Below are 25,111 nucleotides of genomic sequence, written 5' to 3'. Positions count from 1 at the left end.
AATTCTGCGGCATTGGCTCTGACATCGGACGCTTCGGCGGGCGATCCTTGCCTTATGAACGATTTCCCGCCCGACGCCCGGCCCGAGACGAAGACCGTTCACGTGCCGCGCCCCGTCATCGAGGGCAGCAGTCCGATCAGCATGCCGATCTACCAGACCTCGGGCTTCGTCTTCGACGACCCGGCGCTGATGGCGGAGTCCATGGGCCGCCCCGACGGCGCGTACGTCTACGGGCGCTACTCGAACCCGACCGTGCGCGCGCTGGAGGAGGCCGTGGCCGGGCTGGAGGGCGGCACGGCCGCCATCGCCACGGGCTCCGGCATGGGCGCGATCAACCTCGTCCTGCTCGGCCTGCTCAAGCCCGGCGACCACCTGGTGGCCCAGCGCTCCCTCTACGGGGGGACCGCCGCCATGCTCAACGAGCTGGTCGGCAGGTTCGGCTTCACGGTCACGTACGTCCCCGAGAACGACCCGGCCGCCCTGCGCGCCGCCGTCCGGCCGGAGACCCGGCTCGTCTACCTGGAGACGATCAGCAACCCGATGACGCTGGTGGCCGACTTGCCCGGGATGTGCCAGGTGGCGCGGGAGCTGGGGATCCTGTCCGTGGTGGACAACACGTTCGCCACCCCGCTGCTGGGCAGGCCGTTCGAGCACGGGGCGGACGTCGTGCTGCACTCCACCACCAAGTACCTGTCCGGGCACACCGACGTCGTGGGCGGGATCGCCGTCTTCGCCGACGCGGGGCTGTACGAGAAGGTGTGGCACTTCGCGATCGAGCTGGGGGCCTCGGCCGACCCGTTCGCGGCCTGGCTGACGCTGCGCGGCCTGCAGACGCTGGCGCTGCGCATGGAGCGACACTGCTCCAACGCCCACCTCCTGGCCACCCGGCTCGCCGGGCACCCCGCCGTCACGGCCGTCCACTGGCCGGGGCTGCCCTCGCACCCCTCGTACGAGCTGGCGGGCAAGCTGCTGTCGGGCTTCGGCGGGGTGTTCTCGTTCGACCTGGCCGGTGGGCGGGAGGCGGGGGAGCGGTTCATGAAGTCCGTACGCCTCGCGCTGCTCGCCCCCTCGCTCGGCGGCGTCGAGACGCTCGTCCTGCACCCCGCCACCACCTCGCACCGCGCGCTCAGCGCCGAGGAGCTGCGGCGCAGCGGCATCGGGGAGGGCACGGTACGCATCGCCGTGGGCATCGAGCACCCGGAGGACCTGTGGGCCGACGTGGCCCAGGCGCTGGCGTAGCCTCGGTCCGCAGGCGCCGTTCCGACCATGAGAGCAGAACCTTGGGGAGTAACACGTGACCACCGTCACCCATGAGGACGTGCGGGCGGCGGCCCGCCGGATCGCCGGGCATGTGCTGCGCACGCCCGTGCTGGAGATCGCGCCCGGCCTCTGGCTGAAGCTGGAGCTGTTGCAGCACTCGGGATCGTTCAAGGTGCGCGGGGCGTTCAACCGCATGCTGTCCGCCGGTGAGCTGCCGGAGAGCGGGGTGATCGCCGCCAGCGGGGGCAACCACGGGCTGGCGGTGGCCTTCACGGCGCGGGCGCTGGGGGCGCGGGCGGAGATCTTCGTGCCCGAGGTGACCAGCCCGGTGAAGGTGGCCGGGCTGGCGGCCCTGGGCGCGCGGATCACGCAGACCGGGGTCATCTACGCCGAGGCCGCCGAGGCCGCCGCCAAGCGGGCCGCCGAGACCGGGGCGCTGCAGGTGCACGCCTACGACCAGCCCGAGGTGGTGGCGGGGCAGGGGACGACCGGGCTGGAGCTGGTGGAGCAGATCGGGGAGGTGGACACCGTACTGGCGGCCGTGGGCGGGGGCGGCTTCGCGGCGGGGATCGCCCTGGGCACGGTCACGCCCGGCGGCGGGCCGCGGATCGTGGCCGTCGAGCCCGAACGGATCCCGACCCTGAACGCCGCGCTCCGGGCGGGCGGGCCAGTGCCGGTGGAGGTCGGGGGCGTGGGGGCCGACGCTCTGGGGGCCTCCACGCTCGGCGGGCTGGCGTTCGAGGTCCTGTCGGGGCCGCGGGTGGACAGCGTGCTCGTGACGGACGAGGCCATCGTGGCGGCGCGGCGTACGCTCTGGGAACGGCACCGGCTGGCGGCCGAGCCCGCGGGCGCGGCCGCCTACGCGGCGCTGCTGTCCGGCGTCTACCGTCCGGCGCCCGGGGAGCGGGTGGCGGTGGTGGTGTGCGGGTCGAACACCGACCCGGGCACCCTCACCACCGCCTGAGCACCGCCCCGGAGTCGGTGGCCCGCGGTCAGCGGCGGACGGTCACTGGTAGGAGTGCTCCGGTGCCGGGAAGGCGCCGGACACCACGTCGTCGGCGAAGGCGCGGACGGCGCGGTCCAGCTCGGTGTCCAGATCCGCGTAGCGCTTGACGAACTTGGCCGGGCGCGGCGTCAGCCCCATCAGGTCCTGCCACACCAGCACCTGCGCGTCCGTCGCCGCCCCCGCCCCGATGCCGATCGTGGGGATGGCCAGCGACGTGGTCACCCGCTGCGCCAGGTCGGCGGGCACGCATTCGAGCACCACCGAGAACGCCCCGGCCCGCTCCAGGTCCTTCGCGTCCGCCATCAGCTCGTCGCCGGCCTGGCCGCGCCCCTGGACGCGGTAGCCGCCCATGACGTTGACCGACTGCGGGGTCAGGCCCAGGTGCGCCATGACCGGCACGCCCGCCGAGACCAGCGCCTCGACCTGCGGCAGCACCCGGCGGCCACCCTCCAGCTTGACCGCGTGGGCGCCCGCCTCCTTCATGAACCGGGTCGCCGACTCCAGCGCCTGCCGCGGCGAGCCCTGGTAGGACCCGAACGGCAGGTCGGCCACCACGAGCGCGCGTGACGAGCCGCGTACGACGGCCGCCGTGAGCGGCAGCAGATCGTCGACCGTCACCGGCAGGGTGGAGTCGTAGCCGTAGACGACCATGGCCGCCGAGTCGCCCACCAGCAGGACCGGGATGCCCGCCGAGTCGAACACCTTCGCCGTCATCGCGTCGTAGGCGGTGACCATGGGCCACCGCTCTCCGCGCTCCTTGGCGGCGGTGAGGTCGCGGACGGTGACGCGGCGCCCGGACGCGCCCCCGTACAGCGTGGTCGAAGTGGTCGAAGAGGACATGAGTAACCCTCCAAGAACGTCTCGAGGCGCCCCAGTGGCGTCCCCGGACTCCCCCCGATGATGCCATGCACCGACATAGCGGAAAACCGGTGGCGAAACTGTCAGTGCCTCTTGCCACAATCTACGCGGAGGTAACGAACAATCATGGCTCTCGACCCTTACCGACGACTGCTCAAACTCCCGGGCGTCCCCACGTTGCTCCTGGTGGGGCTGATGGCGCGGGTGCCGTCCACCGCCACGGGCATGGCGCTGACCCTGCACGTGGCCGAGGTGATGCACCTGGGATACGGCAAAGCCGGTCTGATCGCCACGGCCAGCACCGTCGGCATGGCGATCGGCGCCCCGCTGTCGGGAAGGTTCGTCGACAGGCACGGGCTGCGTCCCGTGCTCACGGTGACCACCGTGGTGCAGGCGGCGTTCTGGGCGTGCGCGTGGGCGCTGCCGTTCCCGGCCCTGGTCGCGGCGGCGGCCGTGGCCGGGCTGCTGGCGCTGCCCGTCTTCAGCGTGACCCGGCAGTGCCTGGCCGCCATGATCCCGGTCGAACAGCGGCGCAGTGGGTTCGCGCTCGACTCGATGGTGGTCGAGCTGTCCTACATGCTGGGCCCGGCGCTGGCCGTCGCGGGCATCACGACGCTCGGCAGCGGCGTGACCATGACGGTCATCGGCGTCGGCATGACGGTGGCCGGCCTCGGCCTGATCCTGCTCAACCCGCCCACCCGCTCGGCCGCGGAGGTCGCGGAGGCCGCGGAGGCCGCGGAGCGGGAGGTGAGGGTGCCCAGGCGGCAGTGGCTCACCCCGGCGTTCGTGGCGTTGCTCGGCACGACCGCGGCGGCCACGTTCGTGCTCACGGCGACCGAGCTGGCCCTGGTCGCCACCATCAACCACGCCGGCCAGACCGCGTGGGTGGGGCTGGCGGTGGCCATCTGGTGCGTGTACTCGCTCGTCGGCGGCTTCGTGTACGGCGGGCTCTCGCGGGGCGCGTCCCCCTTGGCGCTGATCGCGGGCATGGGCCTGCTGACGATCCCGGTGGGCCTGGCCGCGGACGGCTGGCAGTGGATCGTGCTGGCCCTGGTGCCCGCGGGGCTGCTGTGCGCGCCGTCGTTGTCGTCCACGGTCGACGTGCTGAGCCGCTGGGTGCCCGGCGCGGCCCGGGGTGAGGCGATGGGCTTCCACGGCACCGCCCTGCTGGTCGGCGGCGCGGCCTCGGCGCCCATCGCGGGGGCGATCATCGACGGGAGCGGGCCGGAGTGGGCGTTCGTGGTGGCGGGGCTGGTGGGGGTGGCCATGGTGGTCATCGCCCTGCCCTTCTGGCGCCGTCGGCCGATCGGTGCCGGGCTGCCCGCCGAGGCCCCGGAGGAGCCGTCCGCGCAGGCGCGGACGGAGACGCGGATGGAGGCGGCAGGACCGGCCGCCGCGTCGACGGCGCGGGAGTGAGAGCGGCGCCCCGGGAGTAAAGCGGGGGCTTCTCCTGGGGTGCGGGAAATCGGCCCAGTCGCACGGGCTCGTTCGGCGTGGGCCGAGCGGGGCGGGGGTGGCGGCTGGGCCGGGGGTGGGCCGAGGCGCAGTGTGTCCGTTATGTGGTGGTGTGCGGTAGTTCACCGGATATTTACGAAACGAGACCGTTGCGTATCGGAATAGCATGCGATACGGTGACGTTGCGAAACTTATCCGTATCGAAATTAAGGATTTCCTCCATGGACCCGGACTCGGGACATCCACGCCGATGGGGCATCCTCGGCGTGCTGGTGTTCAGCCTGCTGGCGGTCGTGCTCGACAACACGATCCTGAACGTGGCGATGAAGACCATCGCCGACAAGACCGTCGGTTTGGGCGCCACCCAGAGTGAGCTGGAATGGGCGATCAACTCCTACACGCTGGTGTTCGCCGGTCTGTTGTTCACCTTCGGCGTGATCGGCGACCGAACAGGCAGAAAGCGGATGTTGTTCATCGGTATGGCGCTGTTCGGGCTGGCCTCGCTGGCCAGCGCGTACGCGCAGGATCCGATGCAGCTCATCCTGGCCAGGGCGGCGATGGGCATCGGCGGGGCGGCGATCATGCCGGCCACGCTGGCGATCATCTCCAACGTCTTCCCGCCCAGTGAGCGGGGCAGGGCGATCGGGATCTGGGCCGCGGGCGTGGGGCTCGCGGTGGCGATCGGGCCCATCTCCGGCGGCCTGCTGATCGAGCACTTCTGGTGGGGCTCGGTCTTCCTGATCAACGTGCCCATCGTGATCATCAGCATGATCCTCATCGCGACCATCGTGCCGGAGTCGCGCGACCCGAAGCCGTCCAGGCTCGACCCGGTCGGCGTGCTGCTGTCGATCATCGGTCTGGTGTCCATCGTGTACGGCATCATCCGCGGCGGCGAGCTGGCCACCGTGGCGAGCGCCGAGGTGCTGGTCCCGACGCTGTTCGGGGTGGCGGTGCTGGGCGCGTTCGTGTGGTGGGAGCGGCGCATCGACCACCCGGTCTTCGACGTGCGCAGCTTCACCAACGTGCGCTTCAGCTCGGCCATCGGCATGATGGGCATCGTCTTCTTCGCGATGATGGGCGGGATGTTCTTCCTGACGTTCTACCTGCAGATCGTGCTGGGGTTCACGCCGGTGCAGGCGGGCGCGCTGATGATCCCGTTCGCCGCGGCGCAGCTCATCTTCGCCCCGCTCAGCCAGCGGGTGAACGAGCGGTTCGGCGCCAAGCTGTCGGCCACCGTGAGCATGATCGTGGTGACGCTGGCGCTGGGCAGCTACGCGCTCATGGACCAGAACACGCCGATCGTGCTGATCGAGGCCGTCTTCTTCATCCAGGGCGCCGCGATGGCCAACATCATGCCGCCCGCGACGACGGCCATCATGGAGTCGCTGCCCAGGGAGAAGGCCGGTGTCGGCTCGGCCATGAGCAACACCGTCCGCCAGGTGTCCGGCGCGCTCGGCGTGGCCGTGCTCGGCTCGGTCCTGTCCTCCAGCTACCGCGGGGAGATCGCGCCCGCGCTGGCCGGGCTGCCCTCGGGGGCGCAGCACGCGGCCGGTGAGTCGATCATGGCGACGATGGGCGTCGTGCAGTCGCTGGGCGAGAGGGGCCAGGCGCTGGTCCAGCCGGCGTTCACCGCGTTCATCGACGGCATGCACGTGACGGCGCTGGTCTCGGCGGCGGTCGGGCTGCTCGGCATCGTGGTGGTGGCCAGGTGGATGCCGGGCAAGGTCCGTCCCGCCAAGCACGCGACGCAGAAGGAGCCCGCGTTGTCGTCGTCGGCCGGATGATCGGTGCGACGATGGGAACGTATGGATCATTACGGGGAGAGACGGCGGGGAGCGCGTACGATCGCATGCTCCCCGCCCGCCCGGGAAGACAGCGCCACGGCGCTGGAGATGTATGGTGAGGCCGCGATGTCGATCCAGGAATCTGGGGCCGCCCGCCCGGCGGGCCGTCCGCGCAGTGAGAAGGCCGAGAAGGCGATTGTCGACGCGACTCTCGATCTGATCGGCGAGGGCATGGGGGTGTCCGAGCTGACGATCGAGGCGATCGCCGCGAGGGCGGGCGTCGGCAAGACGACGATCTATCGGCGCTGGTCCAACAAGGAGGATCTGGTCGTCGACGCGCTGGCCACGCTCAAGGCGCCGCTGCCCCCGCTGTCCGGCACGTCCGTACGCGACGACCTGATCAGCCTGGTCGACGCGATGCGCCAGGAGTCGGGGCAGGCCCGTACCCGCTGCGTGATGAACATCGCGATGAGCGAGGCCGACCGCTACCCGCGCCTGATGGAGCGCTTCGTCAAGCGGGCGGTCGAGCCGCGCCGGCTGGCCATGCGCGCCGTGGTCGAACGGGGCATCGCCACCGGCGAGCTGAGAGCCGACCTCGACGTCGACCTGGCCATAGCCGTCATCTCCGGCACCATGATCCACCAGACCAAGTGGGGGCCGGCCGGAGACCTCGCGCCCGACCTGGCCGAACGCGTCGTGGACACCGTCCTGCGCGGCCTGGCCCCCTGAGGCGCCGTCCCTCCTCCCGGCCTGCGCCAGAGCCTCAGGCCGCCGTCCTGCGCCGGAACAGCAGGGCCGCGATCGGCAGGCCGACCACGACCGTACCCGCGAGCCAGGCCACCGCGACGAGGCCGGCGGAGCCCATGGGCTGGTCCAGCAGCAGCGCCCGCATCGTGTCGATGATGGGCGTGAGCGGCTGGTTGGCGGCGAACGCGCGCAGCACCGCCGGCATGGTCTCGGCGGGGACGATCCCGTCCGACAGGTACGGCGTGAACAGCACGACGAAGCTGAACGCCCCGGCCGCCTGCGACGACTTCACCAGCAGCCCCCACAGCGCGGCCAGCGTGGACAGCGCCAGCACGTACGCCGTCACCAGGGCCAGCACCAGCAGCCAGTCGGAGAGCGTGGCGTTCGGCCGGAAGCCGAGCAGGAGCGCGGCGGCCAGCGCGATGGCGGAGGAGGCCACGTTGCGCAGCACCGAGGCCACGATGTGCCCGGCGGGGACCACCCAGGCGCTGATCGGCAGGGTCCGGAACCGGTCGATCATGCCGCCGGTCATCTCGTCGGAGATGGTCACGGCGGTGAGCGCCGCGCCGTACCCGCCGGACATGAGCAGCACGGCGGGCACGACGAAGTCGATGTAGTCGAGCCCGCTGGAGCCGGTCGTGATCGCGCCGCCGAACACGTACACGAAGAGGATCATGATGATCACGGGCAGGGCGGTGTTGACGATGAGGCCGTCCAGCACGCGCAGCTCGCGGCGCAGGTCGCGGACGACCAGCCGGCGCAGGTCGGCGGCGGCGGTGACGGGGCCGCTCATGCCGCGGCCGCCGTGAGCTCGAAGAAGACGTCGTCCAGGGTGGGGGTGCGCAGCTCCACGCGCGCGACGGCGATGCCCGCCGTGTGCAGCAGGTCGAGCGTGCGGCGCAGGTGGTCGGCGTCGTGGAGGGCCAGCGTCAGCTCCCTGGACTCGGCGTCGAGATAGGCCCCCGACCCGGCCAGTACGGCGCCCGCCCTGGACAGGTCCACGGCCCGCGCCGGGCGCAGCGCCAGGCGCTCCGAGCCGACCTGGCGCTTGAGCGCCTCGGGGGAGTCGTCGGCGACGACCCGGCCGCCGTTGATCACCACGACGCGGTCGGCGAGCTGGTCGGCCTCCTCCAGGTACTGCGTGGTGAGCAGGATCGTGGTGCCGGACGCGACCAGCTCGCGGATCACGGCCCACAGGTCGGCCCTGCTGCGGGGGTCGAGGCCGGTCGTGGGCTCGTCCAGGAACAGGATCGGCGGGGCCGCCACCATGCTGGCGGCCAGGTCGAGGCGGCGGCGCATGCCCCCGGAGTACGTGCCCGCCCGCCGGTTGGCGGCGTCGGCCAGGCCGAAGAGCTCCAGCAGCTCCGTCGCCCGGTGCCGGGCCCGCTGCCCGCCGAGGTGGTAGAGACCGGCGAACAGCTCCAGGTTCTCCCGCCCGGTCAGCAGGTCGTCCACGGTGGCCTGCTGCGAGGTCAGCCCGATGACGCGGCGCACGGCCACGCCCTCGCGCGTCACGTCGTGCCCGCCGACCACGGCGGTGCCGCCGTCGGGGGCGAGCAGCGTGGTCAGGATCCGTACGGTCGTCGTCTTGCCCGACCCGTTGGGCCCCAGCAGGGCCACCAGCGATCCGGTGGGCACGGCCAGGTCGATTCCGGCCAGCACCCGCGTGGCGCCGAACGACTTGGTGAGCCCTCGGGCGTGGATGGCATCTGTGAATGTCGTACTGTGTATGACGTTCATAGTTTTATCGTAATGCAGAATCCTATGAGCGAGTCAAGGAGGAGTTCGATGGCGAAGGAACGGGCGCTGCCCCCCATGCTGCAGCGGATGTGGGGGCGCGAACCCGTGCCGCGCAGGGGCCCGAGGCCACGCCTCGACCTGGCCACGATCACCGCGGCCGCCATCGAGATCGCCGACTCCGAAGGGCTGGCCGGCGTCTCGATGGCGAGCGTGGCCTCGCGGGTGGAGGTGGCGACGACGGCCCTCTACCGGTACGTCGACAGCAAGGAAGACCTGCTCACCGCGATGGCCGACGGGGTGGCCCCGCTGCCGCCCGAGCCCGCGGGCCGGCACTGGCGCGACTACCTCGCCCTGTGGACCCGCGTCCAGCGCGACCTCCTGCTCGCGCACCCCTGGGTGCTGTCGATCTCCCGCCTCTCCCCACCCCTGGGCCCGCGCCGGCTGCTCTGGCTGGACCGGGCGCTGGCCGCGCTCGACGGCACGGGCCTCGACGACGGGGAGAGGCTCAACGTGGCCAGCACCCTGACCGGCTACGCGCTCACCGACGCGGCGCTCGTGCTCTCGGCGACGGCGGGGTTCCCCGAGCACGACCACACCGGGATCGAGGGGGCCGCCGACTGGGGCGACCTGCTGGTCGAGGTGCTCGACCCCGAGACCTATCCCGCGCTGTCGGCGGTCATGCGCGCGGGCGTCATGCACGGCGCCGAGGGCTGGGCGGACGACGCGGACTTCCGCTTCGGCCTCGACCTGCTGCTCGACGGGGTAGAGCAGTTGATCGAGCGGCGCGCGCGGAAAGACTAGGCCGGGGTCAGGCGGTCACGTCGGCGGGCAGCAACGCCTCGGTGAGCAGGCGGCGGACCTGCTCCGGCCCGCGCACCCAGCGCCGCAGCAGCTCCCAGCCATGGAAATAGCCGAAGACGTACGGGCTCATCGGCGACGGCCTGAGCTGCCCGAGCACGGCCGCGACCTCGCCGTCGCCGTAGAGCGACCACCTCGACAGGTACGCGGCCACCTCGGCATCGCCTCGCCCCTCGGCCGCCAGGAAGGTGGCGTTGCCCCAGACGCCCCACAACACGTTCTTGGCGTGGTGCACGGCCGCCAGATCGACGTCGTCCGGCGGCAGGCCGACCTCCGGGTAGACGTACGCGTTCAGCCAGTCGCGTGCCTCGTTCCCGGGGAACAGCACCTCCTGCGCCAGCAGCCCGAGCCCCTCGCTGAGCACGAACGACGGCGAGAGCATGAACCGCACCCGCTGCCACTCGCCCAGCCGCGGCTCCTTCAGCACCGACTCGGCGATGTGCCCGGGATGGCCCTCGTGGGAGACCAGATACAGCAGGTCGGCCAGGTTGAACGGGATCGCCTTGTTGATGTGGATCGTGGACCTCAGCCCGCCCTCGTAGTCGCCCGCCCCGTGGAAGGCCACCCCCTCCACCAACCGGCATCGCACCACCTCCCCTGACGGCAGCGGGACGATGGCGTTCGTACGAGCCCTGGTCTCGGCCACCGCCCGGTCCACCAGGGCGGGCAGTCGGTCGATGTCGCCGAGCGTACGGGCCGCCTGCCAGGCCCGCAGCCGGTCGCCGACCGAGCCGGGGGCCTTCGGCAGGGCCGCGTCCAGTTCGGCGTGCGCCCGCTCGAACACCTCCTCCGGCACCCACCGCGGCTCCAGGCCCAGGCACTCCCGGGCGTAGTCGGCGAGCGGGAGCCGTTCGCCGTCCAGGTGGCGGGCCACGGCGCGGACGGCCCGTACGTGGGCGGCCAGGTAGGCGGACGGCGCCTGCTCCATCAGCCGCTCCGCCTCCTCCGCCAGCGCTCCGGGAACGGCGGGCGGCTCGGCCGCGGCCCGCTCACTCCACTCCGCCGGGCCGCGGTAGATGAGCGCCGTGCCCGCCGCTCCCGCGTCGCCCGCCCTGCCGCCGGTCAGCAGCCGGTTGAGCCGCAGCGCCAGCATCGCGTGGTCCCGCTGCCATCCCATGAGGTCCTCCTCCATCTCGCCGGGCCGCCCAAGCTAGCCGTACGGTTTTCCGTACAGTGCACGGAAGGCAGCGCACGGAAGGTGTGGGATGCCCGAGTCGATCTGGTTCCGCGACGACGACCGTCCGCGCAGGCCACGGCTCTCCCGCGAGCGCATCGTGGCGGCGGCCGTCGCCCTCCTCGACGCCGAGGGCGTGACAGGCTTCTCCATGCGCGCGCTCGCCGCCCGCCTGCGCGCGGGCACGATGTCGCTCTACGAGTACGTCCAGAGCCGGGAGGACGTGCTCGACCTGGCCCTCGACGAGGTGATCGGCGAGGTCGACGAGCCGCGGGCGGGCGACCCGTGGCGCGAGCTACTGGTCCGCCAGCTCACGCGCAGCAGACAGGTCATGCGCCGCCACCCCTGGATGCCCGCGCTCACCGCCACCCGCCCCCTGCTGGGGCCGAACGCGCTGGCCCGCTCCCGCGTCATCTACGCCGCCCTCGCCCGCGCGGGCCTGCACGGGCCCGAGCTGACGGCGGCGGTCGGGACGCTGTCCTCCTACGTCAACGGGTTCGTCGCCGCCGAGAACACCTGGTGGGACACGGTCCGCACGCCCGCGGCCGACGCCGGGCTCCGTGCCAGGGTGGCCGACCATCTGAACGAGCACGCGGCCGACCTCGGCGGCCTCGCCCAGGTGGATGACGGGGACTTCGACGGCCAGTTCCGCCTGGGCCTCGACCTCATCCTCGACGGGATCGCGGGACGCCTGCGACCCGCGTAGGCCCTGTGGTGGCGGCTCCGCGAGCGTCGGACGTCGGTGGGGCCTGCCGGTGGAGGTCGCCGGCATGGTCGTCGGCATGGTCGCCGGGGTGGTCGCCGGGGTGGACGTCGATGAGGAGGGCCGTGACGTCGTCCTGGCCGCCCGCGCCGAGGGCGTACGCGATGAGCGAGCGGGCGGCGGCCAGCGGGTCGCCGGGGAGGGCGTGGACGCGCAGGGAGGCCGCGTCCGGGAGGTGGCGCCACAGGCCGTCCGTGCAGAGGAGCAGGCGGCCGGGCACTCTGGGCTGGTAGCTGCGCAGGCGGGGCTTCGAAGGCCCGGCGTCGGCGCCGAGCCAGGCGGACAGCGCCTCGTGCTCACCCGTGTCGTCCTCGGTCAGCGCCATCCCGAGGCCCTCGCCCGGCAGCCAGTACGCTCGGCTGTCACCGATCCAGCAACTCCAGACGCCCTCCGGCCCCACGACCCCCGCGACGTACGTGCAGGACGGCGCCCCGACGCCGAGCCCCGCCCACGCCGCACTCAGGGCCGTGCGATGCTCCGCGCGCGCCGGGTCTGGGGTCGTGCGGTGGTCCGTGTGTGCCGGGTCTGGGGTCGTGCGGTGGTCCGTGTGTGCCGGGTCTGGGGTCGTGCGGTGGTCCGTGTGTGCCGGGTCTGGGGTCGTGCGGTGGTCCGTGTGTGCCGGGTCTGGGATCGTGCGGTGGTTCGCGCGTGCCGGTTCCGGGATCGTGCGATTCTCCACGCGTGCCGGGTCTGGGATCGTGCGGTGGTCCGCCCCTTCTGCGGGGCCGGGTGGGGGGACGGTCGCGCGGATCGCGGTCAGGGACGCCACCGCGCGGGCCGCGTGGAGTGCGCCCGCCACGAGCGCCGTCTCCGGCAGGGCCCCTGTCCGCAGCCGCGCGGCCGTCGTCGCCGCGCCGGTGTAGGCGGCCACCCGGGCGGCGCGGTCCGCACGCGGCGCCATGGAGACGCCGTCGCACACCGCCCCGACCGTCCACACTCCCGCCCTGACCAGGGCCATCGCGTCGGAGTTCACCCCTCGCCGCGGGCCACGTTCGCTGACCCCGGCCGCGCCGCCCACAGTGAGCTCCAGGTGCGAGCGGAAGGCCGGTTGCGGGGTGCCGCAGTCCCAGCAGTGGCCGTCGGGGGCCACGGTGCCGCCGCACGTGACGCAGTGTGTCATCTCCGTCATGGCCCCACGATCATCGCAGATCCATCGGCACCCGTCCGGCCCGTGCCATTCCGGGGTCGCGGACCGGGGCCCTGATCTTTCTTGGGTAGCGTGGGCGGCATGTGCACCTACGGCATGGTCTTCTACAAGGTCCACTACGTGTGTGTGCCGTGTCGGCGTAGCCACAAGCAGCCCTGGGTCAGAGGCGAGCACCGGTGCCCGCGCTGCCGGCAGCCCATGCTCTACGCGGGGCACGACTTCGCCGCGCCGCGCCGGGGAGACGAGCGCCGCTGGCGGGCCGTGGCCACGGTGCTGACGGCGGGGCTGCGGTACGAGGGCTTCGAGCCGTGCGGGTGCGGGCGTCAGCCGAAGTACCGGCCGCGTACGAGCGCGCAGGTGCGGGCCCGGCTCCGCGCGGGCGCTCGCCGGGGCCTGACCGACGCCGAGGCACTCGCGCTACGCGATCTCTGACCCTTCGCATCAGCACCTCCGATCGAGAGCAGAAGGCCGCCGAACGCGCAGGTCGGCCACCGAACGGCTTGCCGGGCACGCCACCGGGCGTACTGCCGGGCGGTGGCGGACGTGCTACCGGGCAGGTGACCGGACATGGTGCTGAGCATGGCGCGGGGCGAGGTGTCAGGACTGGTGTGGAGCCCGGTTCCGGGTGCGGGTGCCGGGCGTGGCGGTGCGTTCGGTGTCGGGCAGAGTGTCGGGCAGGGTGCTGGGCAGGGTGTCGAGCAGGGTGTCGAGGGCTCGCTGCGACGTCTGGAGCCGGTCGATCGTCTCGGCCAGGCGCCGGCGTTCCCGCCGCAGGCTGCTGACCATGCCGGGGCAGGCGCTGGGCACCATCCGCTCGCCGTCATCGTGCACACAGTCGAGCAGCCGGGCGATGACGGACGTGGGCAGCCCGGCGGCGAGCATCGTCCGGATGTGGCGTACGGCGGCCACGTCCGCCTCCCCGTACTCGCGGTAGCCGTTGGGCAGCCGTCGCGGGCGGAGCAGCCCCTGCTCCTCGTAGTAGCGCAGCAGCCGCCTGTTCACCCCGGTCCGGTGGGCCAGGTCACCGATCCTCATGCGTTCCCTTGACCTTCACATGGATGTGACGCCTTAGCGTCGCGAACTGCCACTGACAACAACGTGAAGGAGTACATCGATGCCAGGAGCGCTGATCATCGGGGCGGGGCCGGGAATCGGCCGGTCCGTGGCCCATCGGTTCGCGAGGGAGAGGCTGCGGGTGGCGCTCGTGTCGCGTACCGGAAGCACGCTCGACCTGGAGGGGGCCTCGGCGTACCGGGCGGACTGCGCCGACGAGGACGAGTTGCGCGCCGCGCTCGACGCGGCGGTGGGCGAGCTGGGCACGCCGGACGTCGTGGTGTACAACGCCGCGATCATCCGCCCGGACTCGCCGGGCGAGGCGAACGCGCGGGCGCAGCTCGACGCGTGGGCGGTCAACGTGGTGGGCGCGCTGGTCACGGCCGCACACGTGGTGCCCGCGATGGCGCGGCGCGGCAACGGCACGTTCCTCGTCACGGGCGGCATGCCGCAGCCCAAGGCCCAGTACGTCAGCCTCTCCCTGGGCAAGGCCGGGGTACGGACGCTGGTGGCGATGCTGGACGAGGAGTACGGCCCGTCAGGGATACACGTGGCCAGCGTCACCGTCGCCGGTCCGGTGGCCCCGGGGACTGCGTTCGCCCCTGACGACATCGCCGAACACTACTGGCACCTGCACACCCAGCCACGCGCGCAGTGGCAGCACGAGGTACTCCACTCGGACGACTCCTGACCAGCCCGCCCGAGGCCACCCGCCACGCTGCCACCGGGCGAGGTGCCGGATGGCGTGGGCGTCACACCACACGGCGCCGGACGTCTAAACGCCCGGACACCTGAACGCCCGGACGCTCGGACGACCGAGCGCCTGGACGCCTGGACGACCGAACACCCGGACAGCTGAACACCACGCGGTGCGGGCGTCACCCGCTGGTTGGGGCACCGCGTGGTGGGCGCGTTGGTGGGGTGGCCCGTCAGGCGGTCAGCTTCCAGAGGTGGCCGATGGGACGGAGGCCGAGGCGTTCGGCGACGCGCTGGGAGGAACGGTTGTCAGCGCTCGTGCTGTAGAAGAGCCGGGTGTCGGGCAGCAGCCCCGACCAGGCGGCGGTGGTCGCGGCGGCGTAGCCGCGCCCCCGGTAGGCGGGCGCCGTCCACGTGCCCGCCTCCGCCCCGGCCGGGGTCAGGCGGGCCGTGTGGCAGACGGCGGCCACCTGCCCGTCCTCGACGATCATCGCCCAGGGTGCGCCCTCACGCCCGCCGAGCAGGTCGTCCCACTCGCCGGGCTCCCAGTTGCCCGGCCGCAGCGGACGTACGAGCCGGGCGTGGGCGGGGACGGCGGACGTCAGCACCTCCACCCCCGCGTCATACCCCAAAGGCGGCTCCACCAGATAGCTCGGCCCCCTGGAAACGGCCACCCCCATGCCGCCCAGCAGCGCCTGGCACCCCACCACCACGTCGGGCAGCTCCCCGCCGTCGGCGACGAGCGAGAGCAGGCGCCCGGCCAGCGGGTCGGGCACGACGCTCGCCACGGCCGCCACCATGCCGTCGGCCGCCACGCCGATCACCAGGTCTTCCGGCCCGGGCAGGCGGCCGAGCCCGTCGAGGCGCCAGATGACGCCCAGCTCGATCCGGAGCAGCTCGGAGTCGCGCGGCTCGCGCGCCGTAGAAGTCATCGGACCAGGGTAAACGGGACGCTCGCCGCCACTCGCCCGTTGACGATCACGTCGAGCTCCCTGTCGCCCGGCGGCTCGTCGCGCGTGGTGACCGGACGGAAGGAGTGGCTCTTGCGCAGCGTGAACGTCTCGCCAGGCCCGCCCGCCTCCCGCTGCCCCAGATGGAACACCCGCCGCGAGCCCGCCCGCCGGATCGCGTATTTCAGCAGCACCGGCCCCGCCGCGCCGGACGTCACCGCGACCGTGAAGCCCAGCCGCTCGCCCACCGCGACCGTGCCGGACTCGAGGGTCAGCGCGTCGACCGAGCCGCTGCCCGGGGTCGCGCCCACCAGCGCCAGCGCCTCGGGATGGCCCGCGCGCAGCAGCCCGCGCACCGCGTGCCGCAGCACCCTCTCCACGTGCGAACCGCCGTCGGAACGCCACCGGGCCAGCAGCCCGAGCGCCTCATCGGGATGGTCTTTGGCCAGGTCGTTGACGTGGTTGGCGACCGAGCGGCGGACGTATTCGCTCGGGTCGTCGCGCAGCCGGTCGAGCAGGGGCAGCGTGGGACCAGGCGACATCAGCCACTCGACCCGCCCGGCCCACGGCAGGCGCGGGCGCGAGCCCTCCGAGGCCAGGCGGCGCAGGTGCTCGTCGGGCGACTCCGCCCACTCGAACATGATCTTGAGTGCGTCGTCGCGATGGTGCCGGAGGAAGGGACGCACGGCGAACTCACCCGTCGCGAACGGCGTGAGCACGGCCAGCGTGTCCATCGCGGCACGCAGGTGGCCGAGCCCCTGGACGGCGGTGTGCTCGGTGGCCGGCCACCCGCTCCACAGGTCGAGCGGCACGTGCCCGGCGCACTCGCGCACCAGCTCGGCGGCCTGAGGGTAGGGCAGCGGCAGCGCGTCGTGCAGGGCCGCCGCCACGTGCGCGACGCGCCCCTTCAGCTCCAGCCCGTCGAGCCCGGCCAGGGCCCGCGCGACGAAGCGATCACGGTCGAACGGCGCCCAAGCGGCGGCCAGCCCGTCGGCCAGCACCGCCACCGACCGCGTGTTGATCAGATCTTTCAGGGGTTGAGCCACGCGCCAACTGTGCCAGACGGCACCGACAGTTCCCCTCGGCCCCGCAGTCCTTCAGCGGGTCAGCCCCGCAGGCCCTCGTAGTACGCCCGCATCGAGGGGTAGTAGTCGTCGAAGGCCACGGCGGGGGAGCCGTCGCGGGAGGCCACGAGCTGGTCGAGGTAGAACTCCCAACCGGGGCCGATCTCGCCGACGCCGTCGTCCGAGTCGAGGTGCTGGACGAACCGCAGCTCCGTCACCCCGTCGGCCTCGGTGAGCAGCAGCTCGATCCGCCAGGCGCCGAACTCGTCCAGCGACGTGACCTCCAGACGATGCGGCGGCTCGCAGGCTTCGATGCGCAGGTCGCACCAGGGCTGCTGCTCCTCGAAGAGCAACTGCACCTTGATCGTACGGCCCGGCCCCGCGTCGCCCTCCCACGGGCCGAACCACCGGGCCGTGCGGTCGGACTCGGTGACGCTGAGCCAGACGTCCTCGGCGGACGCGCGGAAGGTCCTGGTCAGGACGAGGTCGCTGCCCTCACCGGTCTTGAACAGCCTGCCAATGGGAATGGGGCTCACCTTGCGCTCTCCTCTCGCTCGAACTGAGTGTCGTGCTGAACCTGGGACTGGGACTGGGACTGGGACTGGGTGGCCCGGCGTTCGCGGCGCGTGCGGTAGACCTCCGTCTCCAGCGCGTCGAGGCGGTGCTCCCACCCGGCGGGCCGCAGGAACGGGGTCAGCCAGGCGGCCAGCGCGGTGAACGGCCCGGGGTCGAGCGTGTAGAGGCGCTGCCGTCCGGTCAGCTCGGCGCGTACGAGCCCGCTCTGCCTGAGCACGCGCAGATGGCGGCTCACCGCGGGCCGGCTGATCGCGAACCGGTCGGCGATCTCGCCCGCCGGCAGCGCCCCGTCCCGCAGCAGCATGACGAGAATCTCCCGGCGCACCGGATCCGCGATCGCCCCTGCCACGTCGTCCACGGGAGAAAGTGTAACCCACTGGTTACGCGTTCCGCCAGTCGTCCGGCAGGGGCCAGGGCACGCGAAAGCGCCGCCGCCCGAGTGAGGGCGACGGCGCTTTCGTACGCGGGAGGAGAGAGGCCAGTCCCTAGCCGGTGGTCTCCCGCCAGCGGTTGGTGATGGGCAGGCGGCGGTCACGCCCGAAGTTCTTCGGCGTGATCTTGGGGCCGGGCGGATACTGCCGCCGCTTGTACTCCGCCAGGTCCACCAGCCGGATCACCCGCGTCACCAGCGCCGGATCGTGCCCTGCCGCGATGAGCTCCCGCGAGCCCATGTCCTTCTCCACGTAGTCGTCCAGCAGCCGGTCGAGCACCTCGTACGGCGGCAGCGAGTCGGTGTCGCGCTGGTCGGGCCGCAGCTCCGCGCTGGGCTCCTTGACGATCGAGCTCTCCGGGATCGGGCGCTCGGCCTGGAGCAGGAACCCGGGGCCGGAGTGGTCGTTGCGCCACCTGGCCAGCTCCCACACCATCGTCTTCGGCACGTCCTTGATCGGCGCGAAGCCCCCGGCCGAGTCGCCGTAGAGGGTGGAGTAGCCGGTGGCCAGCTCGCTCTTGTTGCCCGTGGTCAGCACGAGGTGGCCGTGCTCGTTCGACAGGCCCATGAGGATCATGCCGCGCACCCTGGCCTGGAGGTTCTCCGCGGCCAGGCCCGACAGCTCGATCTCCTTCTCGTACGCGTTGACGATCTCCGCGATCGGCACCACCCGAGCCGTGACGCCCTGCCTGCGTACCAGCTCCTCGGCGTCGCCGACCGAGTGGTCGGAGGAGTAGCGGGAGGGCATGAGCACCACGTTGACGCGCTCGGGGCCGATCGCGTCGGAGGCGATCGTGGCGGTCAGGGCCGAGTCGATGCCGCCCGACAGGCCCAGGATGACCGACTCGAAGCCGTTCTTGACCACGTAGTCGCGTACCGCCAGCACGAGGGCCGAGTACACCTCGGCGCTCGGGTCGAGCGACTCGGCGACGCGGGCGGGCAGCGGCTCGTACGGCGCGACGGGCTCGGACGACAGCACCAGCCGCTCGACCGTGATCGTGGAGCCGTCGCCCGCGTCGTACGGGTACGTCCCCGGCTCGGCCGCCGACTCCGGCAACCCGTCGAAGTCGACGATCAGCAGCTCCTCCTCGAACTTGGCGGCCCGCGCCACCAGCTCGCCCGACCCGTCCACCACGACCGTGTCGCCGTCGAAGACCAGCTCGTCCTGCCCGCCGACCTGGTTGACGTAGGCGAGCGCGCATCCGGCCTCGCGGGCCCGGCGCGCGCACAGCTCCAGCCGTACGTCGTCCTTGTCCTTCTCGTACGGCGAGGCGTTCGGCGCGACCAGCAGCCCGGCCCCGGCCTGCCCCACGACGGACACGGGGCCGCCCTCCTGCCAGAGGTCCTCGCAGACGGCGATGGCCACGTCGACCCCGTGCAGCCGGAAGATCGGCAGCCGGTCGCCGCGGACGAAGTAGCGGTATTCGTCGAACACCCCGTAGTTCGGCAGGTGGTGCTTGGCCGTGCGCGTCACCACCTCGCCCCGGTGCAGCAGTGCGGCGGCGTCGAGCGGGGCGCCCTTCGGCTGCCCGACCCGGGGGGCCAGCCCGGCGCGGTCGACGTAGCCGACCACCACCGGCAGCTCGCCCAGGCCCTCCCGCTCCAGCCTGCGCGCCACCTCCTCCAGCGTCCTGATGCTGGCGTCCACGAAGGACGTGCGCAGCACGAGGTCCTCCACCGGATAGCCGGTGAGGAACATCTCGGTGAAGACGGCGAGGTGGGCCTCGCGCTCGGCGGCGTCGCGGGTCCACGCGATCAGCCGGTCGGCGTTGGCCGCCAGGTCGCCGACGGTCGGGTTCGTCTGTGCGAGGGCAATGCGCAGTTGTGCCACGTGGACAGCCTAGTACGCCCCGATTTTTATCGTCAAAGCGACGAAAAGTGGTACGAGTGGTTACCGATGGTACCGGCCGCGACTCGTGGGTACGCGGCCGTCACGCCGAGCGGCGCCTGATGGCCGGGCCCAGCAGCAGCATGCCGACCGCCGAGGCCGCGCCGACCCCGCCGATCGTGAACCACAGCGCCTGCGAGCCCAGCTCCAGCAGCGGCCCGCCCAGCACGGGAGCCAGCACCGCCGCCAGCGACCACGAGAACCCGAACAGCCCCGCGTACCGCCCCCGCAGCTCGGCCGGTGCCAGCGCGGCCACGACGGCGCCCGGGATGCCCGCCGTGACGATCTCCCCGGCCGTCCAGACCGCGATCGTGGCGGTCAGCCCCCACACGCTCGTGACGTACGCGGTCATCGCGAACCCCGCCCCCATCACGGCCAGCCCGAGCGCGAACGTACGGGCCGGGTCCCTGCGCCCCAGCCACCCCGACACCAGCGGCTGCACGACGACGATGAGCACCCCGTTCAGCGCCATGGCCAGGCCGTACTGGCCGGGCGAAAGCTTCACGACCTCGGTCATCGCGACCGGCAGCATGGTCAGCGTCTGCGAGTAGACCAGCGCGTTGCCCAGCGCCACCAGCGTGAACCCGACCATGACCCGGTCGCGCAGCACCACCCCGAAGCCGCCCGCCGACCGGTCGGCCCGCGGCCTGGTCTCGGGCACCGCCCGCCACACCAGCACGGCGAAGACCACGCTCGACACCGCGTCGATCCAGAACAGCCACAGGAACCCCAGCTCGGCCAGCCAGCCGCCGGCCGTCACGCCGATCGAGTAGCCCAGGTTGATCCCCCAGAACAGCAGCCCGTACGCCCTGGGCCGCTCCTCGGGCGAGATCAGGTCGGCCACCAGGGCGTTCGAGGCGGGCCGGTAGATGTCGACGACCAGGCCGAGCGCGAACATCGAGGCCAGGATCGCGGGCAGCGAGGTGCTGTAGCCCAGCGCCAGCATGAACGCGGCCGTGGCCACCATGCCGCCCGACAACGTGGCCCGCCGCCCGATCCGGTCCGCCAGCACGCCCGCGAGCAGTTGCGACAGCAGCGAGCCCGCCCCGAACACGCCCATCACCAGGCCCGCCGCGGCCACCGACAGGCCGCGGTTCTGCGTCAGGAAGACGCCGGTGAAGGGGATGACCATAGTGCCCAGGCGGTTCACGACGGTCCCGCTCCACAGGGCCCAGAACGGGCGGGGCAGCCCGCCGACCTGCGAGCGCAGGAACGACGGCAGCGCGGAAGGCTTCTCAGCGGTGGCGTTCGACACGGGACAAGCGTGGGATCCGCGCGCTTGGCGATGCCAACGATTTAGCCCACACTAAAAGCATGACCATCACGTGGGTGCTGAAGCCGGAGGACGTGGCGCGCATCCGGTTCGCGTTCTCCCCTATGTGGGAGCTGGTGGCCAGCCTGCGCACCCTCCAGCAGCCGGCGCGGCAGTCGATCCACCTGCCCTGGCTCAAGGCCGTACGGCCCCGGCTGGCCGGGCTCGACCTCGGTGAGCTGTTCGCGCTCGTGCCGCCGAGCGGCTACCTGGCCGACTTCCTCACCCCGCCGCCCGACACGCCGATGCCGGACTTCGCCGAGGAGCTCGACCGGGTCAGGCAGACCGACCCCGCACAGGCCCGTGAGGAGGCCGGGCGCGTGCGCGGCACCGACCCGGACGTGATCGCGCGCTTCACGGCCGACCCCGAGGCGGGTGTGGCCAGGGTGGCCGACGCGCTGGAGACGTACTGGGCGGAGTGCTTCGCCGAGTTCTGGCCCCGCGTGTACGGCCTGCTCGAACGCGACGTCCTGCGCCGCTCGCGGCAACTCGCCCAGGGCGGGGCGCGCGAGCTGTTCGCCGGGCTCGACCAGGCCGTGGTGTGGACCGGGGAACGGCTGATCATCGACCGGCCCTGGTGCGACGCGGGCGGTCTGCACGGTGACGGGCTGGTGCTCGTGCCCAGCGCGTTCTACTGGCCCGCGGTGGCCGTGATGACGGCGCCGTACCAGTCGATGCTCGTCTACCCCGTGCAGGGCGTCGGCACGCTGTGGGAGCAGGGCCCGCCGCCCGCCCCCGGCGCGCTGTCCGCGCTGATCGGCAGGAGCCGGGCCTCGATCCTGCTCGCGCTGGCCGAGCCCGCCACCACCTCGGCACTGGCCACCCGCATGGAGCTCACACCGGGCGCGGTCAGCCAGCACCTGAGCGTGCTCAGCGGCGGCGGGCTCGCCGTGGGGATGCGGGTCGGCAAACAGGTCGTCTACCGCCGCACCCTCGCCGGCGACATGCTCGCCGGCGCCGGATGACGCCGGCGCCTGACGTTCTTGCCGACGCCCGCGCCCACCGGCTCAGGCGTAGCGCTTCGACTCCAGCAGCCAGTCCAGATGGGCGCGCGGCGCCGCCAGGTACGCGCACGCGACCTTGCTGACGTCCCTGGCCGTCTTGGGCTCGAGGTCGTTCAGCGGCAGCCGCCTGGCGGCCTTGCGCATGTCCTGGCAGCGCGCGGCGATGCGGTCCAGCACCCAGGCCGTCGCCTCCCGCTCGCCCAGCCCGAGCTGGCGCATGGCCAGCACCACGAAGTTGTGCACGTCGCCGCGCTCCTTGGGCCGCGAGGCCACGTCGTTGCACCACGCGGTCACGTCGCTGCAGGCGTTCACGAGCTGCTGCCACGGCTCCGACTCGTGCAGCCACACCGGCACCTCCACCCGCAGGCACGGCTCGACCAGGTCGTACAGGTACGGGCCCACCGTGCCCCTGCGCAGCTCCGGGTACTCCTCCAGCGTCGGCATCCGCCCGGCCGTCCGGTTGTCGGCCTCGGTGCGGCAGGCGTCGTACTGGCGCTGCAGCCCCACCGCGAACCTCGCCCGCCACCGGTCGCTCATCCGCACGCTCGTCACCCGCCACAGGTCGGCGAAGGCCGCCTCCAGCGGATGGCGCGCCGAGCCCATGAGCATGCCGTGGAAGATCTCCAGCGGGCCCGACCGCTCGTCCAGCTCGTCGTCCAGATGGAACAGCCAGGTCAGCCACTGCGCGAACAGCGCCGCCGCGGCCGCGTCGAACTCGGCGAACGCCCGGCCCGCCATCCGGTGGTACCCGATGCCGGGGTCGGCGCGCAGGCCGGTGCGTCTGGCCCAGTCGATGACCGCGGCCTCGATCGCGTACACGGCCGGGTGCATCCGGCACGGCGCCGCCATCGCGGGCACCCGCTCGGTCAGCGGCAGCAGCGCCAGGGCCGCAGAGCCGCCCCTGCGCGGCAGCGGCAGCAGCGACGCCAGGGCCGAGCGCAGGGCCGTGCGGACGGTGGCGAACACATTGGTGGACGCGGTGGACGTGCTGCTCACGGCGCTGCTCACAGTGCTGCTCACGGCGCTGCCCATAGGGCTGCTCACAGTGCTGCTGCTCACAGGGGCGCTTTCCGTGGGGCCTTCTGTGGCGCTCTCGGTGCTCTTCGCTGACGTGTTCACGATGTTCTTCGCCGGGCTCTCCGCTGGGCTCTTCGGTTCGTCGGCTGCGTGGTCCGCAGTGCTTCGTGCTGTGTCGCTCGCTGTGTCGTTCGCAGTGTCATTCACTGTGTGGTTCACAGCGGCCGTCACAGGGGTCCGAAGAGCCAGTTGCCGGCGGCGTTGGGGTCGTCGCTGCGGTAGTAGTCGGCGGCGGCCAGCACCAGCGCGTCCACGGTCAGCGTGCCCCGGCCCGCCCGGTCCAGGCGGTCGAACGCCTCGTCCACGTCGTCGTAGGCCACGCCGAACGCCGACAGCATCGTACGGAACTCGCCCGGCTGGATCTCCCCGTCGGCGTCGCCGTCGCACAGCTCCGCCACGGCCACCGTGGCCGGTTTGAAGACCGGCTCGTAGAGGTCGCCCGTGACGAACGCGGCGGTCATCCCGCTGAGGAAGTCGGGGCGCGCGATGCCGAAGTAGCCGTCGCGATCGAGCGTCTCCGACAGCGTGGACCAGATCCGGTCGAAGCTGTCCACGAGACTCGCCCCGGTGACCGAGGTGGGGGACTCCCCGAAGCCCACCAGGATGCGGGCTCCCAGCCCCAGCAGGTCCTCACGCTCGACGACGCCCCTGCCGCCCGCGTCGATGTGGTCGAACGCCCGATCGAGCTTGTGATTGAGCAGGTCGATAGCCACCAATGCCTCCCCCGAGACTGACTGCGTGATCACAGTAAGTCGGGGCGGGCCCTTTGTCAGCGAGGCTCGCACCGGCAACCCCCGTAACGTGTGCGAAACACGGACACGGCATGCTGGTACATAGCCTGTACTTTCTGTCGAACATTTCGTTCGAACACTTCTATCGAACACTTGTCTGTCGAACGAGGGGATGCTGTGGACCGCCAGCAGGAGTTCGTGCTCCGCACGCTCGAGGAACGCGATATCCGGTTCATCCGGCTGTGGTTCACTGACGTGCTCGGCTTCCTCAAGTCCGTGGCGATCGCGCCGGCAGAGCTCGAAGGGGCGTTCGCCGAGGGCATCGGCTTCGACGGCTCGGCCATCGAGGGCTTCGCCCGCGTCTACGAGTCCGACATGCTCGCCAAGCCCGACCCCGCGACGTTCCAGATCCTCCCGTGGCGCAGCGAGACGCCCGGTGCCGCGCGCATCTTCTGCGACATCCTCATGCCCGACGGGTCGCCGTCCCACGCCGACCCGCGCTGGGTGCTCAAGCGCACACTCGCCAAGTGCGCCGACATGGGCTTCACCTTCTACACCCACCCCGAGATCGAGTTCTTCCTGCTCAAGAGCAGGCCCGAGCCGGGGCAGCGGCCCGAGCCGATCGACCCGGGCGGCTATTTCGACCACACCCCGCACAGCTCCGGCCACGACTTCCGCCGCCAGGCGATCATGATGCTGGAGTCGATGGGCATCTCGGTCGAGTTCAGCCACCACGAGGGCGCGCCCGGCCAGCAGGAGATCGACCTGCGCTACGCCGACGCGCTCACCACGGCCGACAACATCATGACCTTCCGCCTGGTCATGAAGGAGGTGGCGCTGGAGCAGGGCATCTGGGCCTCGTTCATGCCCAAGCCGTTCACCGAGCACCCCGGCTCCGGCATGCACACCCACATGTCGCTGTTCGAGGGCGACCGCAACGCGTTCTACGAGGCGGGCTCCGAATACCGGCTGTCCAAGATCGGGCGCTCGTTCATCGCCGGGCTGCTCAGGCACGCCGCCGAGATCACGGCCATCACCAACCAGTGGGTCAACTCCTACAAGCGGCTGTGGGGCGGCGCCGAGGCCATCGCCGGGCAGGGCGGCGAGGCCCCCTCCTACGTGTGCTGGGGCCACAACAACCGCTCGGCCCTGGTCCGGGTGCCGATGTACAAGCCGCACAAGGGCGGCTCGACCCGCATCGAGTTCCGTTCGCTCGACTCGGCGTGCAACCCCTACCTGGCCTTCGCGCTGATCCTGGCAGCCGGGCTGAAGGGCATCGAGGAGAGCTACGAGCTGCCCGCCGCCGCCGAGGACAACGTCTGGACGCTGACCAGCGCCGAGCGCCGGGCCCTCGGCATCCAGCCGCTGCCCGGCTCGCTCCACGACGCGATCGAGGTCATGGAGCGCAGCGAGCTGGTCGCGGAGACGCTGGGCGAGCACGTCTTCGACTTCTTCCTGCGCAACAAGCGCAGCGAGTGGCGCGAATACCGCCGCCACGTCACCGAGTTCGAGCTGGGCCGCTACCTGCCCGTGCTGTG

25 protein-coding genes are annotated in these 25,111 nt (G+C 72.2%); 11 read left to right on the top strand and 14 right to left on the bottom strand.

Annotated elements, in window-relative coordinates:
• Positions 1 to 54 precede the first annotated feature (54 nt).
• The gene (locus ABD844_RS37850; protein WP_344889153.1) at positions 55 to 1,239 is read left to right on the top strand and encodes a trans-sulfuration enzyme family protein; all 1,185 of its coding nucleotides are present in this window, start codon (positions 55 to 57) and stop codon (positions 1,237 to 1,239) included.
• A 55-nt stretch (positions 1,240 to 1,294) separates the two neighbouring features.
• On the top strand, positions 1,295 to 2,224 hold the full coding sequence (locus ABD844_RS37845; protein WP_344889150.1) for a serine/threonine dehydratase: 930 nt from the start codon (positions 1,295 to 1,297) through the stop codon (positions 2,222 to 2,224).
• Between the two features lie 42 nt (positions 2,225 to 2,266).
• On the opposite strand, the gene panB is transcribed toward ABD844_RS37845, so the two are convergent.
• Entirely contained in the window at positions 2,267 to 3,106 is an 840-nt protein-coding gene (gene panB / locus ABD844_RS37840; protein ID WP_344889147.1) for a 3-methyl-2-oxobutanoate hydroxymethyltransferase, read from the bottom strand.
• Between the two features lie 144 nt (positions 3,107 to 3,250).
• Here panB and ABD844_RS37835 point away from each other — a divergent pair, with 144 nt between their 5' ends.
• The 3 genes from ABD844_RS37835 (at position 3,251) to ABD844_RS37825 (ending at position 7,092) form a co-directional block, all read left to right on the top strand.
• Positions 3,251 to 4,540: an MFS transporter gene (locus tag ABD844_RS37835; protein WP_344889144.1), complete on the top strand. Its 1,290-nt coding sequence runs from the start codon at positions 3,251 to 3,253 to the stop codon at positions 4,538 to 4,540.
• 260 nt (positions 4,541 to 4,800) lie between these two features.
• Positions 4,801 to 6,363 (top strand): MFS transporter, encoded by a 1,563-nt coding sequence (locus ABD844_RS37830; RefSeq protein WP_344889141.1) that lies wholly within the window; start codon positions 4,801 to 4,803, stop codon positions 6,361 to 6,363.
• Positions 6,364 to 6,489: 126 nt separating this feature from the next.
• Positions 6,490 to 7,092 carry a TetR/AcrR family transcriptional regulator gene (locus ABD844_RS37825; protein WP_344889138.1) on the top strand — a complete coding sequence of 201 codons (603 nt, stop codon included), beginning with the start codon at positions 6,490 to 6,492 and terminating at the stop codon, positions 7,090 to 7,092.
• Between the two features lie 34 nt (positions 7,093 to 7,126).
• On the opposite strand, the gene ABD844_RS37820 is transcribed toward ABD844_RS37825, so the two are convergent.
• Together ABD844_RS37820 and ABD844_RS37815 are read right to left on the bottom strand one after the other, a co-directional pair.
• Positions 7,127 to 7,903 carry an ABC transporter permease gene (locus ABD844_RS37820; protein ID WP_344889135.1) on the bottom strand — a complete coding sequence of 259 codons (777 nt, stop codon included), beginning with the start codon at positions 7,901 to 7,903 and terminating at the stop codon, positions 7,127 to 7,129.
• The gene (locus ABD844_RS37815; protein ID WP_344889132.1) at positions 7,900 to 8,850 is read right to left on the bottom strand and encodes an ATP-binding cassette domain-containing protein; all 951 of its coding nucleotides are present in this window, start codon (positions 8,848 to 8,850) and stop codon (positions 7,900 to 7,902) included. The genes ABD844_RS37820 and ABD844_RS37815 overlap by 4 nt, the downstream gene beginning before the upstream one ends.
• A 48-nt stretch (positions 8,851 to 8,898) precedes the next feature.
• On the opposite strand from ABD844_RS37815, the gene ABD844_RS37810 reads away from it, so the two are divergent.
• A complete protein-coding gene (locus tag ABD844_RS37810) occupies positions 8,899 to 9,651 on the top strand; it encodes a TetR/AcrR family transcriptional regulator (protein ID WP_344889129.1) in 753 nt (250 codons plus the stop codon).
• A gap of 7 nt (positions 9,652 to 9,658) precedes the next feature.
• Here the strand turns inward: ABD844_RS37810 and ABD844_RS37805 are convergent, their stop codons facing one another.
• Complete coding sequence (locus ABD844_RS37805) at positions 9,659 to 10,825, bottom strand: hypothetical protein (RefSeq protein ID WP_344889126.1); 1,167 nt, start codon at positions 10,823 to 10,825, stop codon at positions 9,659 to 9,661.
• Positions 10,826 to 10,913: 88 nt separating this feature from the next.
• On the opposite strand from ABD844_RS37805, the gene ABD844_RS37800 reads away from it, so the two are divergent.
• Complete coding sequence (locus ABD844_RS37800; protein ID WP_344889123.1) at positions 10,914 to 11,588, top strand: TetR/AcrR family transcriptional regulator; 675 nt, start codon at positions 10,914 to 10,916, stop codon at positions 11,586 to 11,588.
• On the opposite strand, the gene ABD844_RS37795 is transcribed toward ABD844_RS37800, so the two are convergent.
• Positions 11,548 to 12,774 (bottom strand): PP2C family protein-serine/threonine phosphatase, encoded by a 1,227-nt coding sequence (locus tag ABD844_RS37795; RefSeq protein ID WP_344889121.1) that lies wholly within the window; start codon positions 12,772 to 12,774, stop codon positions 11,548 to 11,550. The two genes, ABD844_RS37800 and ABD844_RS37795, sit on opposite strands and share 41 nt — an antisense overlap.
• Before the next feature lie 99 nt (positions 12,775 to 12,873).
• Between ABD844_RS37795 and ABD844_RS37790 the strand changes: the two genes are divergently transcribed.
• A complete protein-coding gene (locus tag ABD844_RS37790; protein ID WP_344889118.1) occupies positions 12,874 to 13,224 on the top strand; it encodes a hypothetical protein in 351 nt (116 codons plus the stop codon).
• Between the two features lie 165 nt (positions 13,225 to 13,389).
• On the opposite strand, the gene ABD844_RS37785 is transcribed toward ABD844_RS37790, so the two are convergent.
• Positions 13,390 to 13,827, bottom strand: coding sequence for a MerR family transcriptional regulator (locus ABD844_RS37785; RefSeq protein WP_344889115.1), 438 nt, complete (start codon positions 13,825 to 13,827; stop codon positions 13,390 to 13,392).
• 79 nt (positions 13,828 to 13,906) lie between these two features.
• On the opposite strand from ABD844_RS37785, the gene ABD844_RS37780 reads away from it, so the two are divergent.
• Positions 13,907 to 14,536, top strand: a complete 630-nt coding sequence (locus ABD844_RS37780) for an SDR family NAD(P)-dependent oxidoreductase (RefSeq protein WP_344889112.1) — start codon at positions 13,907 to 13,909, stop codon at positions 14,534 to 14,536.
• A gap of 238 nt (positions 14,537 to 14,774) precedes the next feature.
• On the opposite strand, the gene ABD844_RS37775 is transcribed toward ABD844_RS37780, so the two are convergent.
• The 6 genes from ABD844_RS37775 to ABD844_RS37750 form a co-directional block, all read right to left on the bottom strand.
• Positions 14,775 to 15,473 (bottom strand): GNAT family N-acetyltransferase, encoded by a 699-nt coding sequence (locus ABD844_RS37775; protein WP_344889109.1) that lies wholly within the window; start codon positions 15,471 to 15,473, stop codon positions 14,775 to 14,777.
• Positions 15,470 to 16,537, bottom strand: a complete 1,068-nt coding sequence (locus ABD844_RS37770; protein WP_344889106.1) for a DNA alkylation repair protein — start codon at positions 16,535 to 16,537, stop codon at positions 15,470 to 15,472. The genes ABD844_RS37775 and ABD844_RS37770 overlap by 4 nt, the downstream gene beginning before the upstream one ends.
• Positions 16,538 to 16,596: 59 nt before the next feature.
• Positions 16,597 to 17,091 (bottom strand): SRPBCC family protein, encoded by a 495-nt coding sequence (locus ABD844_RS37765; protein ID WP_344889103.1) that lies wholly within the window; start codon positions 17,089 to 17,091, stop codon positions 16,597 to 16,599.
• Positions 17,088 to 17,489 (bottom strand): metalloregulator ArsR/SmtB family transcription factor, encoded by a 402-nt coding sequence (locus tag ABD844_RS37760; RefSeq protein ID WP_344889100.1) that lies wholly within the window; start codon positions 17,487 to 17,489, stop codon positions 17,088 to 17,090. Before ABD844_RS37760 ends, ABD844_RS37765 begins: the two co-directional genes overlap by 4 nt.
• 127 nt (positions 17,490 to 17,616) lie before the next feature.
• Complete coding sequence (locus ABD844_RS37755) at positions 17,617 to 19,392, bottom strand: NAD+ synthase (RefSeq protein ID WP_344889097.1); 1,776 nt, start codon at positions 19,390 to 19,392, stop codon at positions 17,617 to 17,619.
• A 100-nt stretch (positions 19,393 to 19,492) separates the two neighbouring features.
• Positions 19,493 to 20,704, bottom strand: coding sequence for an MDR family MFS transporter (locus ABD844_RS37750; RefSeq protein WP_344889094.1), 1,212 nt, complete (start codon positions 20,702 to 20,704; stop codon positions 19,493 to 19,495).
• A 59-nt stretch (positions 20,705 to 20,763) separates the two neighbouring features.
• On the opposite strand from ABD844_RS37750, the gene ABD844_RS37745 reads away from it, so the two are divergent.
• Positions 20,764 to 21,726, top strand: a complete 963-nt coding sequence (locus ABD844_RS37745) for a DUF5937 family protein (protein WP_344889091.1) — start codon at positions 20,764 to 20,766, stop codon at positions 21,724 to 21,726.
• A 42-nt stretch (positions 21,727 to 21,768) separates the two neighbouring features.
• Here ABD844_RS37745 and ABD844_RS37740 read toward each other — a convergent pair whose 3' ends face one another.
• Positions 21,769 to 22,785: a terpene synthase family protein gene (locus tag ABD844_RS37740; RefSeq protein ID WP_344889088.1), complete on the bottom strand. Its 1,017-nt coding sequence runs from the start codon at positions 22,783 to 22,785 to the stop codon at positions 21,769 to 21,771.
• 224 nt (positions 22,786 to 23,009) lie between these two features.
• A complete protein-coding gene (locus tag ABD844_RS37735; RefSeq protein WP_344889085.1) occupies positions 23,010 to 23,555 on the bottom strand; it encodes an EF-hand domain-containing protein in 546 nt (181 codons plus the stop codon).
• Between the two features lie 195 nt (positions 23,556 to 23,750).
• Between ABD844_RS37735 and glnA the strand changes: the two genes are divergently transcribed.
• Positions 23,751 to 25,111, top strand: a 1,361-nt coding sequence (glnA, locus tag ABD844_RS37730) for a type I glutamate--ammonia ligase (RefSeq protein WP_344889082.1), incomplete at its 3' end; no start/stop codon positions are given.

It is taken from the genome of Nonomuraea antimicrobica, from assembly GCF_039536965.1.
GTDB lineage: Bacteria > Actinomycetota > Actinomycetes > Streptosporangiales > Streptosporangiaceae > Nonomuraea > Nonomuraea antimicrobica.
Note: the sequence above shows the minus strand (reverse complement) of the source record. Positions and strands in the feature narration are given on the sequence as shown.